This window comes from Idiomarina tyrosinivorans, assembly GCF_003987475.1.
GTDB classification, from domain to species: domain Bacteria; phylum Pseudomonadota; class Gammaproteobacteria; order Enterobacterales; family Alteromonadaceae; genus Idiomarina; species Idiomarina tyrosinivorans.
Genome location: NZ_PIQH01000003.1, coordinates 97763 through 114439, shown reverse-complemented (window position 1 = coordinate 114439; position 16677 = coordinate 97763). Strand labels below are relative to the sequence as shown.

The 16677-nt window shown below is 49.0% G+C and carries 16 protein-coding genes and 1 tRNA gene; 10 read left to right on the top strand and 7 right to left on the bottom strand.

The window, feature by feature from the left end; all coding sequences use genetic code 11:
* The first annotated feature begins 55 nt into the window (after positions 1 to 55).
* Together CWI84_RS03920 and CWI84_RS03915 are read left to right on the top strand one after the other, a co-directional pair.
* Positions 56 to 1213, top strand: coding sequence for a PepSY-associated TM helix domain-containing protein (locus tag CWI84_RS03920; protein ID WP_126841275.1), 1158 nt, complete (start codon positions 56 to 58; stop codon positions 1211 to 1213).
* A 2-nt stretch (positions 1214 to 1215) separates the two neighbouring features.
* Entirely contained in the window at positions 1216 to 1692 is a 477-nt protein-coding gene (locus tag CWI84_RS03915; RefSeq protein ID WP_126841274.1) for a hypothetical protein, read from the top strand.
* Here CWI84_RS03915 and CWI84_RS03910 read toward each other — a convergent pair.
* A complete protein-coding gene (locus CWI84_RS03910) occupies positions 1689 to 2900 on the bottom strand; it encodes a DUF418 domain-containing protein (protein ID WP_126841273.1) in 1212 nt (403 codons plus the stop codon). The two genes, CWI84_RS03915 and CWI84_RS03910, sit on opposite strands and share 4 nt — an antisense overlap.
* Before the next feature lie 146 nt (positions 2901 to 3046).
* Between CWI84_RS03910 and CWI84_RS03905 the strand changes: the two genes are divergently transcribed.
* On the top strand, positions 3047 to 4168 hold the full coding sequence (locus tag CWI84_RS03905; RefSeq protein ID WP_126841272.1) for a hypothetical protein: 1122 nt from the start codon (positions 3047 to 3049) through the stop codon (positions 4166 to 4168).
* 15 nt (positions 4169 to 4183) lie between these two features.
* On the opposite strand, the gene CWI84_RS03900 is transcribed toward CWI84_RS03905, so the two are convergent.
* Positions 4184 to 5824 carry a methyl-accepting chemotaxis protein gene (locus CWI84_RS03900; RefSeq protein WP_126841271.1) on the bottom strand — a complete coding sequence of 547 codons (1641 nt, stop codon included), beginning with the start codon at positions 5822 to 5824 and terminating at the stop codon, positions 4184 to 4186.
* 192 nt (positions 5825 to 6016) lie between these two features.
* Here CWI84_RS03900 and CWI84_RS03895 point away from each other — a divergent pair, with 192 nt between their 5' ends.
* The 5 genes from CWI84_RS03895 to CWI84_RS03875 all read left to right on the top strand — a co-directional run bounded on the left by CWI84_RS03895 (position 6017) and on the right by CWI84_RS03875 (position 12122).
* Complete coding sequence (locus CWI84_RS03895) at positions 6017 to 8215, top strand: OsmC domain/YcaO domain-containing protein (protein WP_126841270.1); 2199 nt, start codon at positions 6017 to 6019, stop codon at positions 8213 to 8215.
* Between the two features lie 15 nt (positions 8216 to 8230).
* Positions 8231 to 8725, top strand: a complete 495-nt coding sequence (locus CWI84_RS03890) for a DUF4010 domain-containing protein (RefSeq protein WP_126841269.1) — start codon at positions 8231 to 8233, stop codon at positions 8723 to 8725.
* A 255-nt stretch (positions 8726 to 8980) separates the two neighbouring features.
* Positions 8981 to 9358 (top strand): photoactive yellow protein, encoded by a 378-nt coding sequence (gene pyp, locus CWI84_RS03885; RefSeq protein ID WP_126841268.1) that lies wholly within the window; start codon positions 8981 to 8983, stop codon positions 9356 to 9358.
* Positions 9358 to 10584: an AMP-binding enzyme gene (locus tag CWI84_RS03880; protein ID WP_126841267.1), complete on the top strand. Its 1227-nt coding sequence runs from the start codon at positions 9358 to 9360 to the stop codon at positions 10582 to 10584. The genes pyp and CWI84_RS03880 overlap by 1 nt, the downstream gene beginning before the upstream one ends.
* Positions 10585 to 10601: 17 nt before the next feature.
* A complete protein-coding gene (locus tag CWI84_RS03875) occupies positions 10602 to 12122 on the top strand; it encodes an HAL/PAL/TAL family ammonia-lyase (protein ID WP_126841266.1) in 1521 nt (506 codons plus the stop codon).
* A 60-nt stretch (positions 12123 to 12182) separates the two neighbouring features.
* Here CWI84_RS03875 and CWI84_RS03870 read toward each other — a convergent pair whose 3' ends face one another.
* From CWI84_RS03870 to CWI84_RS03860, 3 genes are all read right to left on the bottom strand, one after another.
* A complete protein-coding gene (locus tag CWI84_RS03870) occupies positions 12183 to 12821 on the bottom strand; it encodes a NirD/YgiW/YdeI family stress tolerance protein (protein WP_126841265.1) in 639 nt (212 codons plus the stop codon).
* Positions 12822 to 12917: 96 nt separating this feature from the next.
* Complete coding sequence (locus tag CWI84_RS03865) at positions 12918 to 13319, bottom strand: DUF3108 domain-containing protein (RefSeq protein WP_476733792.1); 402 nt, start codon at positions 13317 to 13319, stop codon at positions 12918 to 12920.
* Between the two features lie 6 nt (positions 13320 to 13325).
* Complete coding sequence (locus tag CWI84_RS03860; RefSeq protein ID WP_126841263.1) at positions 13326 to 13649, bottom strand: hypothetical protein; 324 nt, start codon at positions 13647 to 13649, stop codon at positions 13326 to 13328.
* 183 nt (positions 13650 to 13832) lie between these two features.
* Here CWI84_RS03860 and CWI84_RS03855 point away from each other — a divergent pair, with 183 nt between their 5' ends.
* Both CWI84_RS03855 and CWI84_RS03850 read left to right on the top strand, forming a co-directional pair.
* Positions 13833 to 14438 carry an outer membrane protein gene (locus tag CWI84_RS03855; RefSeq protein ID WP_157980991.1) on the top strand — a complete coding sequence of 202 codons (606 nt, stop codon included), beginning with the start codon at positions 13833 to 13835 and terminating at the stop codon, positions 14436 to 14438.
* A gap of 16 nt (positions 14439 to 14454) precedes the next feature.
* Entirely contained in the window at positions 14455 to 15045 is a 591-nt protein-coding gene (locus CWI84_RS03850; RefSeq protein ID WP_126841261.1) for a hypothetical protein, read from the top strand.
* Between the two features lie 18 nt (positions 15046 to 15063).
* Here CWI84_RS03850 and CWI84_RS03845 read toward each other — a convergent pair.
* A tRNA-Ile gene (locus CWI84_RS03845) sits at positions 15064 to 15139 on the bottom strand.
* 81 nt (positions 15140 to 15220) lie between these two features.
* Complete coding sequence (locus tag CWI84_RS03840; RefSeq protein WP_126841260.1) at positions 15221 to 16669, bottom strand: sensor histidine kinase; 1449 nt, start codon at positions 16667 to 16669, stop codon at positions 15221 to 15223.
* Between the last annotated feature and the right edge of the window lie 8 nt (positions 16670 to 16677).

The following is a 16677-nucleotide window of genomic DNA, read 5'->3' as shown; positions in this document are numbered from 1 at the left end:
TCTCATTACCTATATAGTTCGACCTATCTGTTCTCGTTAAAGCACAAGGGTGATTATGAAGCAACGCCATTGGTTTAACCTTCACGGCTGGTTTGCCCTGCCGCTGTGGTTGCTGTTTTGCTTTATCTGCATTACCGGCACGCTGGCAGTATTTAGCCATGAATTGACTTGGCTGTTTAACCCGAATGCGCGTGCCACTAACCCGGCCGACATGCCAGCAAAACCCATCGCCGAGTTGGTTGAAGTGGTTGAACGTGAATATCCGCAAGCAGACGTAACGACCGTTATAAGCTTTGAGCCCTACTTGGTTAACGCCATAGCTTTTAGCGATGCAGAGCATCCCTACGCACTCGCCTATGTAAACCCCTATACGGGTAAAATTCAGGAAGTGAACACTGGCGTAACCTTTATCAACTTTATTCGTTCACTCCACGGCTGGTTATTGTTTCCATGGCACGGCAGTTACAGCATCGGATATTACTTGGTGTCGGCGTTTTCGTTATTGTTGCTAGGCTCATTAATAACCGGGTTAGTAATCTACAAACGCTTCTGGAGAGCATTTACCCAGCCTAAATTACGCCTCAAGCAAGGCAAAAAGACCGTGCTAGCCGACTTGCACCGCCTCGCGGGCGCTTGGTCATTGTGGTTTATTGCCATCATGAGTGCGACCGGACTGTGGTACCTCACGCAGCAAATTCTCTGGCACAACGATATTGACATTGAAGGCCACGCACCGTTGGTTGACGCCTCGGCAGTCCCTACGCAAGCATCAGAGCAACTGCCAGTAAGTTTCGCGCAAGCACTTGAGCAAGTTAAACAACGCTACCCAAACTTCCGTAATGGCTATTCAATGCTTCCTGAGCACTCGCGGGGGATGTACCAACTCATTGGCGGCGGCGGCGAAATGTTTTACGACCAGTATTCTTACCGGGTGGCGGTGAATCCCTACAGCGGTGAAATTGCACAAGCCTCGTCTCCCGCGGATATGGGGGTTCTAGAAACGGTATTGCATGTCGCCGATACCTTGCATTACGGTACCTTCGGCGGTCTTTGGACCAAGAGCCTGTGGTTTATCTTCGGTTTAATCCTTTCAGGCATGTCGATTACTGGCTTTATGATGTGGGGCAATCGCACCCTTAAAGCCAGCAAGAATGCCGCCAGAAAGCAGCGTAAGATCGAGCAAGTTCAAACCGTTCAGCAAGGAGTTCAATAACCATGGCACGCAAAAAAGCAACGCTGTGGCAGCGGAGCAAATACTGGTTGAGCGGATTGTTACTGATACTCCCCGCGTACTTTCTTTACCAACAACTCAACCCGAGCTTTCCGGCCGCATTCGAGCAACATCAGGTAGGGCCTTTTCATATCACCCCAGCACCTTATAACTTGGACGCTCCTTATGCGCACCACGAAGAGTACGTAAAAGACTTTATGTTACTGTTTGCGCCGGGCGAGATTGCCAAAATCCGCCAAGGCTACGTCAATATAGGCACCCACCCGTTACCGCTGGAACAGCTACAACAAGGTGACAGCGGTATTATGCACGGTAGCCGCCATAGCCAAGAGGCTCATGCTATCGCCCCAGCACGACTGACCGATGCGCAAAGCCTCTGGGTGACGGTCGAAACCTGGAACGGTGAGGTTTATGTGGGTCAATGGCCGCTTCCTGCAGCTTTGCTCCAAACCAGTAATTAGCTTCGTAGACCGTAAGTAAAACGTCGCCAAAGATATTCCAAGGGACCCTGTTGAAAGCGTTGCAAATACCAACCGCTCAACAGTATTTGCAACAGGAAGCAAGCCACTGCCATCAAGGTGAGTTGCCAGTGCGCAAATTGGCCATAGAAACCGAAACCGTAACCATAGAAAAAGGTCGTAAAAATGAGTGACTGAAGTAAGTAGTTACTCAGCCCAAGGCGTCCTACTTGCGCCAACCTTTGTGCTAAGCCATTGTCCGAATGACTGAGCCAACCCCATAAACCAATATAAGCCAATGCCAGGGCAATGTTACTGATAAATTGCGCGTTAATAGCAGCGCCTTGCAATACACTGAGCCCCTTATCGTTCATAACCTCTTGGTGAGCGAAAGAGGCAAAAAACGCGGCGAGAGGTAAGCCCAGAAGTAAACCTCGAATCGCAGCCTTTTTAAAGAAGGTTTGATTACCCTTAACGTCACTAAAAATTCCCGAACGAGCCAAAGCCGTACCAATCAGAAAGTTCGCCAAATAAATAGGTAGACCGTTTAAAATGGTTGGGAAAAACGCCAGCCACTCCTTTAACCGGAACGCAGTCACTTGCCAGAAGCTCCCGCTACGATAAATCGTTTCAGCATCAGCAACTAACCCGGCGGCCATTGCTGAGAAACTTTCCGCTCCTTCGTCTGCAGGCCCTTGTCCAGCAAAGATAACGCCAATCCAGATTGCCAACAGCATTAAGCTGACTAACACTGTGGCAATAACCAGCAGACGTTTCGGCTTCGTATTCTTGAAAAACAATAACAGTAGCGCGGTAATGGCATAAGACATTAAGATATCCCCACCCCACAGCAATACGGCATGAGCGAAACCAATAATTAACAACCCTACGGTACGCCGCAAAAATCGCCAACGTGGCGAAGCGCCCTTTGCCTGTGCCCGCTGCATAAAAATCGCAAAGCCGAATCCAAATAGCATGGAAAACAACGTATAAAACTTGCCTTGGATTAATAGATCTTCGATCCAAGTTAGCGCTAAACCGATACTTGACGTGTCGTTTAGACCATAAACGTGCTCCGCAAACGGCGTTTTTTGAAACGCCACCATATTAACCAGCAAAATACCAAGCAGCGCAAAGCCACGAATAGTGTCAATTAGAGTAATTCTTTCGGATGGCGGTATCTGCGTAAGTGTTTGCGATTGAGTATTCATTCTTTAACCTTTTAACATTAAATCAACATAACTAATGTAATCCAGCTTGAACGTATTAGAAACGCGTTTAATGTAACGATTTATATTGCGAGATTTTTACACCATGAATGCTTGCGCAATGGCCCGAATAACACTAGCGTAGAATCATGATTACCATTTGGTTTACGCATCGCTCAACACAACTCGGCTTACTGCTGGGCGCGTTGCTATTGTGCGTTCTGGCGTGGCTTGGGCCAGTCGACATTCAGGCCAGTGATTACGCTACCGACGGCATTTTGAAAGCCGGTGGCTTCTTTGCCCTACTACGTTTTCTCAATGCCACCATTTCCGTATTGCAGGAACTGTCGATTAATTTCCCCGTAACATTAGCGATTGGTCAGGTGTTGGACCCAGTCAACGATTTGGTTGAATTTGCGTCGGAAGCAATGAAGTACGCCACCATTTCTTTTATTCTGCAGCGCTTAATTATTGAAATTGTCAGTACCACGTTTTTTAACCTGCTATTGACGGTCGCGACGGCGCTTTGGGGATTTTCTCTCTTCAGCTTATCTGTAGCCAAGCAACAACTATTGGGTAAAGTGCTACTTAGTTTGATTTTTGTGCGCTTTTCCATTGTGGTGTTAATGCTTAGCGTGACACTATTTAACCATACCTTCACCGAACCATTGGCGCAGCAGGCGGTTAGTGAAGTTGAAAATGTGTCAGCGAAATTTTCCCAACAACGCGAACGTTTAACCGATATTCCGCCAGAGCTCCAACAGCGCATTGAAACCGACCTCGAAAAGCTCACGGAACAACGCCAGCAGGCCATGCAAACGCTTGCACAAACTCGTGGCAAGATTGCTGAATTGCGGTACCAAATGACCCAACTCAGCCAGCAGATTAATGAGCGTAAAGCGCAACAAAGCGTGATTGAACGCTTCACTGACGATACGCCGTACGCCGATCTTGCAAAACAGCGCGATGACTTGCAGCAACAGTTGAACGTGTTGCAGCAACAACGCGATAATCAAACCGAACAATTAGATGCTATAGAAGAGCGCTACAAGGCGGCAGAAAACCAACTCTATGCGCCAGCAGACAGCCGTTGGTTAAAATACAGCAGTAACCCCAAAGCGGCGTGGGATGATATCAGCGACAGCACCACCAAATTGGTCGATAACGTACTCACCGCACTGACGATCTTCCTGTTCCAGCTGGTGCTGCTGCCGCTCTTATTCCTCTACCTGATCATTAAAGCCTTTCGCCGCGTGTGGTTGAATCGATAGCGCTTACGTGTGGGATTAGTGAATACGGAACTGGCGTAATTCGCGTTGCAAGTTGAGCGAGAGCTGCGCTAAGCCATCACTGGCTTCTTTGACCTGAGACGAACTTTCCCGCGAACGTTCTGAGATTTCCGTAATAGTGGTAACGTTGCGGTTAATGTCTTCGGTAACCGAGCTTTGCTCATCGGCTGCGGTAGCAATGTAGCTGTTCATATCGTTGATTTCGGCAACCGCGCCAGTAATGGCTTCCAGTGAATTATCAGCGGCCTGAGCCTGGCTAACCGTTTTAGTGGCATTTTCTTGGCCTTCACGCATCGACGTTACCGCGCGGGTGCTGGCTTGCTGCAACCGTTCGATCATGTCCTGAATTTCTTGCGTGGAAGCCTGGGTGCGGCTGGCTAGGGTACGTACTTCATCGGCAACCACCGAGAAGCCACGACCGTGCTCACCCGCGCGGGCAGATTCAATAGCCGCATTCAATGCCAACAAATTGGTTTGCTCGGCAATACCACCGATAACGTCTAACACCTTACTGATGTTATTACTGTCTTCTGCCACATTTGCGATGGTTTCGGTAATTTCATCAATTTGCTTAGACAACGACTGAATCGCCTCGACGGTTGAGTTCACCTCTTTACGTCCGGTATCGGTATGTTGGTTAGCTGAACGTGCAGCGTTGGCAGCATCATTGGCATTTTTCGCAATTTCATCCACCGTAGTCGACATCTCGTGAATAGCGGTTGCCACTTGTTCGACAGCTTGGTGCTGTTCCTTCACACTTACATTCGACTGCTCAGAAATGGTGGATAGCTGTTCTGACGATGTCGCTAACTGCTCAGTCATTTCATTAATTTTAATGATCATGGTTTGCAGCTTCGCAACAAACTCGTTGAAGGCGTCTGCGACCTGACCGAGTTCGTCTTTGCGATCTAAATTAATCCGCGCCGTTAAATCGCCTTCGCCTTTCGCCATATCCTCAAATCGCGCCAGCATCATTTTCAGCGGACGAGTGATTAACGTTGGAAAAAACACCGCCAACAGCACACACACAGCAAGCCCTACAATTAGCACCACTAATTGGGTTACGTTACTTTGTGTAATAGTGCTACCAATGGCGGCGGATTGAACATTGGCAGACTCCTCTTGGCGCTGTTCGAGTTCGTCCAACACACCGCGCATAGATTGGAATAATTCGCCACTGGTGCTGTCTGAAAGCTGAATCGCTTCGGCCGTTCTACCTTGCTGGTGCAGCGCAATCACACGGCTAGAAACCTCTTTCCACTTGGCGTTACGCTCTACGTAATCTTTCACCATTTGCTGTTCTTTGGCGCTACTGGTCAGATTCGCGAAGTGCTCAACCCGTTGTTCTGCTTGGCCTAGATTTTCGTTGTAGGTATCCACATACTGTTGAATTTTGCTGGAATTGGATGGCAACGACAGGAGCGTTCGTTCAGCAACTTGTGCTTGGTGAAGGTCGCGGTCCGCTTGCAGCAGATAATTAAGCCCCGGCAAATGCTCATGCACAATGGCATCGACGCTGCTGGAAACGCGGGTAAAATTGACCATACTGACGGCAGCAGTTCCAATGAGCGCGAGCGCCAATAGTACAATCGGTAGCAAAAGCTTGTACCGAAAGTTCAAATTGTTGAACCAATTCATAGTGTCACCTTTTTGCAACATTCCTTATGACGTTATCGAAAGAAAAGCAGGTAAACTTTAGCCCGTCAATGTGGGATACGGCCTCATTAGTGCCTAAAAACCGTCTTGTTCATTTAAAAATCCCAACAAACAAGCGATAATGCGCGCGCTTGCTCATACTCAGCGAGCGATTAATCACAAAATGGGTGGCTTATGGAAATCAAGGTTAATTTTCTAGAAAACTTGCGCTTGGAAGCCAAGTTTGACGACTTCACAGTGATCACGGATCAACCCATCCGTTACAAAGGTGATGGTTCCGCCCCCAGCCCGTTTGATTATTTCTTGGCATCATCAGCCCTATGCGCTGCCTATTTTGTGCGGGTGTATTGTATTTCGCGGAATATCCCGACCGAGAATATCCGCCTGTCACAAAACAACATTGTTGACCCAGAAAACCGCTACAGCCAGATTTTCAAAATCCAAGTAGAGCTGCCGGAAGATATTTCCGAAAAAGATCGCAAAGGTATTTTGCGTGCGGTTGAGCGCTGCACAGTAAAAAAAGTGGTGCAAACAGGCCCAGCATTCCAAATTGAAGAAGTCACTAACATTGATGAAGATGCGCAAGCCTTACTCATGGGTGACCCCACCGCGCAACAGCAAACATATATCGAAGGTAAGGACCTGCCGCTGGAGCAAACCATCGCCAACATGACCGCTATTCTTCAGCAGTTGGGGATGAAAATTGAAATCGCTTCTTGGCGCAATATCGTTCCCCATGTGTGGTCATTGCATATTCGCGATGCGGCGTCCCCCATGTGCTTTACCAACGGCAAAGGCGCCACCAAAGAAGCAGCTTTATGCTCAGCGCTCGGCGAGTTTATTGAGCGTTTGAACTGTAACTTCTTTTATAACGACCAGTACTTTGGCGAAGAAATTGCCCACAGCGACTTCGTTCATTACCCAGATGAAAAATGGTTCAAACCGGGCCCTGACGATCAGCTTCCAGAGGGCATTTTAGATGCATATAGTCGCGCCATTTACGACCCTGAAGGCGAACTCCGCGGTAGCCACCTGATCGACACCAACTCAGGACGTAGCGACCGCGGCATTTGTGCATTGCCTTATGTACGCCAATCTGACGGCGAGACGGTGTATTTTCCGTCGAACCTGATTGAGAACTTGTTTTTAAGTAACGGTATGAGCGCCGGAAACACGCTTCACGAAGCACAGGTTCAATGCCTCTCTGAGATTTTTGAACGCGCCGTTAAACGCCAAATCATTGAGCAGCAAATCACCCTGCCAGACGTACCGCAAGAGGTATTGGCGAAGTACCCAGATATCGTCGAAGGCATTGAAGCATTGGAAGCGCAAGGCTTTCCCATTCTGGTAAAAGATGCGTCGTTAGGCGGACAATTCCCGGTCGCTTGTGTGACCCTGATGAACCCAAAAACCAGTGGTGTATTCGCTTCTTTTGGCGCCCACCCAAGCTTTGAAGTAGCGCTCGAGCGCAGCTTAACCGAGCTCATGCAAGGCCGCAGCTTTGAAGGCTTAAACGACGTTCCACCGCCGACGTTTAGCGAGCTTGCGGTTAGTGAACCGAACAACTTTGTCGAACATTTCATTGATTCCACTGGCGTTGTTTCATGGCGCTTTTTCAGTAGCAAAGCCGACTATGACTTTGTTGAATGGGACTTCTCTGGCACCAACGAAGATGAAGCCGCGACGCTTTTTGGCATTCTCGAAAGTATTGGCAAAGAAGCTTATATGGCTGTATACGACGATCTCGGCGCGCCCACCTGCCGCATTTTAGTACCAGATTACTCCGAGGTTTACCCCGTGGAAGATTTGATTTGGGACAACACCAATGTGGCATTACAGTTCCGTGAAGATATTCTCAATTTGCACCGCCTTAGTGATGACCAACTGCGGGCCTTGGTTGAGCGTATCGAAGATAGCGAAATTGACCATTATGGCGACATAATTACCCTAATTGGCATTGAGTTCGACGAAAATACCGTTTGGGGCCAACTGACGTTATTAGAGTTGAAGCTAATCATCTATCTGGCATTGGGTGAGCTTGAGCCTGCATACGAATTAGTCGAAGAGTTTTTGCAATATAACGACAACACGGTAGAGCGCAGCCTGTTCTATCGCGCCATGAGCGCAGTGTTAGAAATTACTCTCAGTGATGAGCTAGTACTGCAAGACTACCAGTACAACCTCACCCGTATGTTTGGCGAAGAGACGATGCAAGCCGTTATCGGCTCAGTAGATGGCAGCGTCCGTTTTTACGGCCTGACACCGACTAATACGAAGTTAGAGGGTCTTGATCGGCACTTGCGCTTAATCGACAGTTATAAAAAGCTTCATGCTGCCCGCGCCGCGAACCATCAACAACGCAAGCCGCAGTAAAGCCGGAAAATCACGATGAAATCTCTGGCCCATTTAGCGCAGCAATTTAGCCGCCCAAGGGTGTGGCTGGATGTGCTTTTATTAGCCGCGCTATATGCCTTGGCGAGCCGCTGGCCCGTGCTGAAGATTGTGGCAATCGTGGCCAGTATCGATTTGTTCAGCTTCGTACTGTTTCACCTCTTTGCCCAGCAACGCGGTATGGCGATTCAGGGGTTTCTTGGCGGTTTAGTCTCTAGCACAGCAACCTTTGTACAACTGCTTAACAGCGAGCGTTATAAGGGCCAATCGACGGCCCTACTCAGCCGTACACTGCTCTATGCACTGTGCGCCATGCTATTGGAATGCATGCTAATTTTGGCGACACTGGCGCCGACCGCTCCGTGGCATTTTTACCTACCCTTCGCGGTTTCACTGAGTGGATTTTATGGCTTAACGTGGCTGCCGCAGTTAAACCCCAACAGCAATGGGCGAATTCAGCGACCACCGAAGTACTGCCGTTATTTTTGCTGATCCTGTTAGGCAACACATTGGGTAAATCGTATTTAGTGTATAAAGCACAAAATTTATCGAATAAAAAATGGCTAATCAGTGCCTTAGTGATTGTCTATTTAGCCAGTGTTGTCGCGACCTTACCCCCACTTTTGCACTAAATATTGGTTCTCCCTCCTTTTCAGTTATTTCGTTTTTTTTGAACAATAAAGCGATCCTAATTCGCCTTAACGCGCTATTAGAAATTGCTTCATACACGTAACTGAAAGGAACACCATGGAAATTATACAATTCGGCTCGAATGATATTGAGAACAAGCTTGCCTCTATGGACAAGGACCAGTTAGACAACGTCGCGTTTGGTGCTATTCAGCTTGATGCCAATGGCAAAATCTTGCAATACAACGCCGCTGAAGGCGATATCACTGGCCGCAGCCCAGACCAAGTGATTGGCAAAAACTTCTTTACCGATGTGGCGCCTTGCACTAATAGCCCGGAGTTCAAAGGCAAATTTGATCAAGGTGTAAAAGAGGGCAACCTCAACACCATGTTTGAATACACCTTCGATTACGAAATGAAACCCACCAAGGTCAAAGTTCACATGAAAAAGGCGTTAGTGGACGACAGCTACTGGGTTTTTGTGAAGCGTCTGTAATGGCTGATTTAGACCAGCAGACCATTGTTGATATCATCGGCGCTCTGATCGCCGATGAGTTAACACGGCTTCGCAAACAGCCCGATACGCTCTGGCGTTCGCGCCAATGGCATGCCGAGCAACAGCTCTCCACCAAGCCTCAAAGCAACGACGACGATAGCAGCATTCAGGTTGAGTCGTTGGAATGGTTAGCCATTGCCAGCCGCGTGGTAGAATTCTTTCAAATCGATAGCTCGGGCATAGAGGACTATCTACTACGTTCTTCGAAACTCGGCGACTGGGCAGAGGTGGTTCGCAAAAGCCGAGAACTCGGCGTGAAAGACATTACCTTTAGCAGTTCTGGTTCAACGGGCAAACCCGAGAAACATTCACACCTTTGGCACGAGTTAGTGGCAGAGGCTGAGTTCTTCGCGGATTTACTCGGCCACAACCGCGACAGAGTGGTTAGCGTGGTGTCCCCACACCATATTTACGGCTTTATTTTTTCCGCCTTGTTGCCGCAGGTGCTCAGCGTGCCGGTGGTTAGAGGCGCTAAAGCCCTGTTTATTGCCAGCCAACAAAAACTCCAGCGCGGCGACTTGGTTATCGGCTTTCCACAATGGTTAGAACAGTTGCTCCAGCACAACCCAAGTTTTCCCCAAGGCGTCGCAGCAGTTAGCTCTAGTGGTCCCGCCAAGCAACATGTGTTGAGCGCACTTGAACACGCTGGTATTAACCCCATTACTGAAATTTACGGCAGTTCAGAGACCGGTGGTATTGGTTTTCGACAGCAGCGTGATGGTTGGTATCAACTCCTCCCTCGCTGGCAACGTTTGGCTACCACTCGCTTGCAAGCCCACATCAGCGGCACCGAATTCGACTTACCTGATACCGTAACTTGGCACGGCAACGATCAACTGAAACCACTGGGTCGTGTTGATAAAGCCATTCAAGTTAACGGTTATAACGTGTACCCGCAGCGTATAGCAGAGATCCTCGCCATGCACCCGCAAGTTCAAGATGCGCGAGTACGGCTGTCGGCGGACCCGGGTTCGAATGTGTTACGCGCCTTGGTGGTGCCAGACCTAACAGCACCGCAAAGCCACTTGTTACTGGAAACCGAATTACAGCAGTGGCTGCATGACAAACTCGCACCGCATGAAATTCCGCAGCAGTTTGCCTTCGCTGACCACGTTCCGCTTAACGCACTGGGCAAAGAGCAAGATTGGAGCTTAGTCGCCAAGTAGTCACCACACGGATAACTATGACCACCTGTACCATTTTATTTAACGGCCAGCCTCTGGGATTTGAATGGATCGCAAAAATCAGCCGCGGCGATTGCGGCGTACGACTGTCCGAGGCAGATGCCTTTGTTGAACATATAGAAGCCGGCGCCAAGCGCGTTGACGAGGTGCTGGAGCAAGAAGGCAAAATATACGGTATTACCACCGGCTATGGTGATAGTTGCAATGTCGGGGTGGCTGCTGAGCACGTGCACCAGTTGCCGATTAATCTGACCCGTTTCCACGGCTGTGGTCTAGGCGATTACCTAACTGAAGCAGAAACCCGCGCAGTATTAGCCGTGCGGCTACAATCGCTATGCCAAGGTTATTCCGGGGTTAGTTATGGCTTACTACAACGCCTAACGGCAATGCTTCAACACGATATCCTGCCATTAATTCCTGCGGAAGGCAGCGTCGGCGCCAGTGGCGACCTTACCCCGTTATCCTATGTTGCCGGCGCGATCATTGGTGAACGCGATGTGCGCTACAATGGCACTATTGTTAACGCCGCTGACGCCTTTAAGGACATTGGCTTAGCGCCCTATACCTTGCGCCCGAAAGAGGCGCTGGCGTTAATGAATGGCACCGCGGTAATGACCGCATTAGCCTGTTTAAACCTCGACCGCGCCCAATACTTGGCACGGCTATCAACGCGTATCAGTAGCTTAATGGTGATAGCCGCAAACGGTAATCCCTACCATTACGATGCCGAACTGTTTACGGTAAAACCCCACAAAGGCCAGCAGTTAATTGCCCAGAGCATTCGCACCGACCTCGGCAACGCCGACAGCGCGCCCACCCAAACCCGATTGCAAGATCGTTATTCATTGCGCTGTGCGCCGCACATTATCGGCGCATTAGAAGACAGCTTTGGCTTTATTAGCGAGACCGTAAACAACGAGCTTAACAGCGCCAACGATAACCCAATTGTGAATGCCGAGTCGGGTCGTATTCACCATGGCGGCCATTTTTACGGAGGCCACATTGCCATGGTGATGGACTTGTTGAAGACCCAAGTCGCTAACTTAGCCGATTTACACGACCGCCAAGTCGCATTAGTACTAGACGCTACAGCGAACCAAGGATTACCGGCGAACCTGAGCGCAGCACAAGGCGACGACCGCGCGCTTCACCATGGTTTTAAGGCCGTACAAATTGGTTGTTCAGCATGGACCGCAGAAGCGCTTAAACACACCATGCCCGCCAGTGTATTTTCCCGATCAACAGAATGCCACAACCAAGATAAAGTGAGCATGGGCACCATAGCCGCGCGAGACGCGCGACGGGTTTTGGAATTGACCGAACAGGCGGCCAGTGCGGCATTGCTCATTGCCACCCACGGCGCGAAAATGCGCGGCAACTATGTTACCGCGACCATCGCAGAATTTGTTGATGAACTGGTAGCAGAGCATCCGTTACTTACCGAGGACCGGCCGTTGGAACCAGCCCTGCGGCAACTACTAACAGACATCCGGCAGCAACGTTGGGCGCTGGCGTTATAGTATAAAAAAACCGCAGCCAGAGTTGGCTGCGGTTTTTATCAGTCAGCGGTTTTCTATTTATTAGAAAATTTCCGCCGTGGTGAGGCGTTCAGCTTGTAATTGCATGCCGCCTGTTAGATCGTCGGTGAATTGCCCAGAAACTGACACATAGTCGCCGACTGTCACTTTCTGAAAGCCAATGCTATCTAGGGGGTTGGTTGGCAGCATCGATACATCAACCACTACTTTAGATTTACCACTACCAATAACAACCTCATCGGCAACATCATTCACTTTCGTGACCGTGCCGTTGACATCAATTGGCGCAGTTGAGTCCATCGCAATAACGTCAAAGCTCACGTTGGCTTCACCTGACTCTTCATCGGCAGCACTTGCGTAAAAATAGCTATCGAGATTTTTAACGTAAACACTCGAAGCCTCTATTTTTGCTTCCTCGGCTAAATCGTTATCCACTTCACCATAAACAGTCACATCGTAACCGGTAAGAAGCGCTTCGCCTTCATCGTCATACCACTGCCAATCGTCCATTTCTACGGTGATGTAGCCTTTGCCGTAATCCAATACAAAGGAACTGTCGCTTGTAGTTGCTACTTCACCTGTTAGCGATACCCATGTTTGGTCTTTCATTGTTTCGTAATCTTTTGCTGCGGCAGTCGCTGCAAATGACATCAATGAAACAGCTAAAATCTTGCGTAACATAAATCCTCCTTGTGAAGTGAGAAATTTTGTACTGCAATTTTTCCTACTCAGCTATTTTTTGTTTGGATCAACAGTTCGTTCGATTATTTGCACAGTTTATGATGCAAGTAAGTATTTAAAACGGGTAAATTCGTTCCACTTTTCTTCCATTTTCAGCATTTGCTTGTTGCTTTTAGCAATCCAGAAAATGGCGCAATTGCCCTCGCCGTAATCGATTTTTAGCTTCCAACAATCGATCGCGGCTAAACCCGCTAAGTGCAACGTATCCGAACCGATAACCTGATAGGTGTAATCTTTCGGGCCAGTCTTAGACCCTGGATGATAAAAGTTAAGTTGAAAGCTTTTGCCCTCAGCAAAATCAAGCAACTGGAAGGTCTCGATATCCAGCTCCCAATTCAACGGCAGCTCGGTTGCTGCCACATCAGTATCTTTGGCGAGATTATTGGCGACTGACGGATCGCCATGCACACCTTTATCATCAAAAGTGAACGCCGCAATACCGCGCTAATTTTTCGTCCAATGATAGATCGGTGCAAAATCGTCTAAGCGGTTTAGCGACTTGAGTTCGCGATTAAAACGCTCATCTGCACTGGTCCAATGCTGAGTGATTTTAACGACCGGTTTACCACCTTGTTCGGTAATTTCGGTCGTGCGTTGCCAGATTTCGCTCATCCGAATAGCGCCAGTCTCGTTATTCTGCATATACACCAAGTAACTGCGCGTACCCGGCTGATAGTCCGAGGCCTTTAACCCAGAGAACTCACCGGCAACAGCCTGACCGATCAGTAATGACACCCCCAACAACACGCCAACTTTTAAACCTTTCATGCACTTTACCTCTGTGAAGTGAACACCCCACAGTGTAGAGAGATAATTGTGCCAAAGCGGTTACCAAGTGTAACAAGGGGTTAATCTGAGCATGGGGGATAGCGACTTTTAATGTGTTAACATTTATATAATAATAAATGCACAAATAATCATAACTCATATGTTTTAGGTTAAGGAATGACCATGAAAAACACACTTCTTGCAGCAGCACTGCTGTGCACCACCACCGCGCATGCTTCGAATATGGATACGGGCAAACTCAGCGAAAGCAAAGTTACAGCCGGATACTCATCACTTAGTGTCGATTCCTCTTCCACAATGGAACCGACATTTAATGGGTTAAGCGTCTCCATTGGCCAGCAATTACAAAACAATTTCTACGGTCAGCTAGGTTACCAAGAGCTTAACGACGACATAGACGTGTCAGGCGTGACTGTCGATACTGAGTTTAAACGGGTCGACTTACGCTTTGGTAAACAACTCGACATTGATAATGCATCGCTGTGGTACCTTGAGGCTGGCTATATGTTTTCGAAAGTTGAGGCCAGTGCAATGGGTTCCTCAGGCGAATCGACCGATAACGAATTTGTCGCTGCCATTGGCTATAAACGCGCATTAACTGATGCTTTCGTTGTTGATGCCGGCGTTGAGTATTTTGACAGCAGTGCCGCTTTAACCACCTCGGTTCAATTTAGCGTAAGCAATGCATTAGCGCTTAGCGCCTCATTCAGCGCCAGCGAAGACTATACGCAGCTAGGCCTGAACGTGGTGTACTTTATTGGTATGTAACTACAAGGCTCCAAATATGAAAGGGATAATGCTTGCAGTAGCGGTGTTGGCTCTCAGCCTGTCATTGACAGCGGTTCATGCGCAGGAGCAATGCATCGATGCAAATCAACACTATCTGCAGATGAACTATCAAACCTTTGATCAATCGGTAGACGGCGGGTGGCGCGCGGTTGCGGACAAAGAAGGCTGCCAATTAGCAGCAGCTGATCTTATCCACCAGTATACCAACGCTAAGTCGGATCTTTCCGAAGGCGATACCAAAACGCTCAACTGGCACGAGGGGCAATTACGAGCAACCGCGGGACAATCGCAGCGTGCCATAGCGTTGTTCGAACAAACTTATAAGCCCACTGAGCGTGATATCGCCGGCTGGAACTATTACGTAGACGCCACCATTGCTTTTATTCAACAAGACAAAGCAAAGCTTTTGCAAAGCCGCGAGACGCTGGCAGACGTCAAAATGCCTGAAGGCCTTAACATGACTAACGCAGATGGTAAGCCAGTAGAAATTGAATGGCCTATGAACCTCGATATTGTCGACAGCTTTATTGCCTGCTTCGGTGCGAGTTATAAGGAGGCCTATTCAGGAAAATGTGGAGGCGATTAGCATCGAAGCCTTTTAAAATGGTGGCCCCTCCCAGATTTGAACTGGGGACCAACCGATTATGAGTCGGGTGCTCTAACCACTGAGCTAAGGGGCCGTGCGGGATATTTGAAAGGTGTTAGGGTGTGGTGCGCCGCGGCGCTGGATAACCCTAAGCGGCGCAAAGTATACGGATTTTTTAGGCGCTTGTCATGGGTATTTCAATCACAAATCTTGCCCCGCGTTCAAGCGCGTCATAATGCACTGTCCCTTGGTGCGCTTCAACAATCGTTTGTACCGCCGCTAGACCCACGCCGTAGCTTGGCTTATCACTGTGGTAATTAGCTTCAAACAAGTGTTTGCGGTGTTTAGGCTCAATGCCTTTGCTATCATCGCTGACCTCAATCACAATGCTGCCGTCTTTGGCATAGCCACGCACCAAAACCTCAGTATCTTTCGGCGCAAAGTCCATTGCATTCCATACCAGCATATCAATGGCATAACGTAACTGCAGACCGTCAGCTTGGAAAGTCACATCGTCACCACACATTGCGGTAACCGCCACGCCATAGCGTTGCGCGCTGTCATGGTGGCTACGGGCAATGGAGGTTAACCACGGCATCAGATCCACGTCTCCGCGGGTGTATTCACGGCGCTCGGTTAATAACAGCAAGCCATCCAATGTTCGTTCAACCCGGTCACCAAATAACTGCAGTTGCTCGACCCGCGGCTTATGCGTCCGCGCCACAACAGTCAACAACTGTTGGCTCTTGCGTTGTAACTGCAACAGCGGCGCATGCGCTTCGTTCGCCAAGCTGGCGGCTAGGCGGCCAATTTCAACCAGCCGTTTTTCGTCGTCCTGAAGCTCAGATTCACGCTGCAACTGCTGCTCTAATTGCTTAGCTCGCATTCGGGCTCGCTGCAGTAAAATTAATACCGGTTGCAGCTCTTGAATTTCGGTCGTCAACGGCACTAAGGTCGCTTCGTCTTCAATCGACTCGACAATGTCGTCACGCTCTCTATGCCAGCGGCGGTTATAACGGGTATGGCTAACAATCAGCCAGATGCTCACTAGGGCAATAGCGGCAAACAATACCGATAGCGAGAGGATCATGCCGGGAGGTACCAGCTTTACATGCACCATCATCCAGCCTGCTAGCTGTTGATGGGTTTTAATCGGGCAAGCAACGACCACTAGGTTTTCTTCGTTACCCTGCTTGCTTGCACTCACGACGTTATTGCTGTTAGACGCTTCGGTTGCAGCTCGGCTGACTAAGGCTTGGTTACTCTCAGGGAGTTCAATGCGGATGTCGGTGCCCACATAAGTTGGATAGGCATAGCCGAAAAATGAGGTCTGTGGATGCCAAAAGCCCCCTTCCACGCCGGGTAGTTTGGCAATAGTCTGGCTCATTTCGGCTTGCAGAGTTTCAAAGTCTACCGGTACGGCTTCTGGCTGGGCGCCAACGGGGTATAACTGGAAGATGTTGTTATTGGTTTTAGCGCAGGCTTGTTCGAGGTTGCTGATATAGCGCGCGGTGCGTACCGGCTCCGACTGCCACAGGGTCAATACTAAGCCGATAATTGCTAACGCCAAAACCGCGGAATAGACCCAGCGGTTCTGACGCGTTTTAGAATAGAGTGACTGCACCTTTAAAC

Coding starts and splice junctions, on each gene's coding strand:
- CWI84_RS03860 (WP_126841263.1), bottom strand. CDS start 13,649: ATGAAAGGTTTAAAAGTTGGCGTGTTGTTGGGGGTGTCATTACTGATC.
- pyp (WP_126841268.1), top strand. CDS start 8,981: ATGGAAATTATACAATTCGGCTCGAATGATATTGAGAACAAGCTTGCC.
- CWI84_RS03895 (WP_126841270.1), top strand. CDS start 6,017: ATGGAAATCAAGGTTAATTTTCTAGAAAACTTGCGCTTGGAAGCCAAG.
- CWI84_RS03875 (WP_126841266.1), top strand. CDS start 10,602: ATGACCACCTGTACCATTTTATTTAACGGCCAGCCTCTGGGATTTGAA.
- CWI84_RS03920 (WP_126841275.1), top strand. CDS start 56: ATGAAGCAACGCCATTGGTTTAACCTTCACGGCTGGTTTGCCCTGCCG.
- CWI84_RS03880 (WP_126841267.1), top strand. CDS start 9,358: ATGGCTGATTTAGACCAGCAGACCATTGTTGATATCATCGGCGCTCTG.
- CWI84_RS03910 (WP_126841273.1), bottom strand. CDS start 2,900: ATGAATACTCAATCGCAAACACTTACGCAGATACCGCCATCCGAAAGA.
- CWI84_RS03850 (WP_126841261.1), top strand. CDS start 14,455: ATGAAAGGGATAATGCTTGCAGTAGCGGTGTTGGCTCTCAGCCTGTCA.
- CWI84_RS03855 (WP_157980991.1), top strand. CDS start 13,833: ATGAAAAACACACTTCTTGCAGCAGCACTGCTGTGCACCACCACCGCG.
- CWI84_RS03900 (WP_126841271.1), bottom strand. CDS start 5,824: ATGAATTGGTTCAACAATTTGAACTTTCGGTACAAGCTTTTGCTACCG.
- CWI84_RS03915 (WP_126841274.1), top strand. CDS start 1,216: ATGGCACGCAAAAAAGCAACGCTGTGGCAGCGGAGCAAATACTGGTTG.
- CWI84_RS03890 (WP_126841269.1), top strand. CDS start 8,231: ATGAAATCTCTGGCCCATTTAGCGCAGCAATTTAGCCGCCCAAGGGTG.
- CWI84_RS03905 (WP_126841272.1), top strand. CDS start 3,047: ATGATTACCATTTGGTTTACGCATCGCTCAACACAACTCGGCTTACTG.
- CWI84_RS03870 (WP_126841265.1), bottom strand. CDS start 12,821: ATGTTACGCAAGATTTTAGCTGTTTCATTGATGTCATTTGCAGCGACT.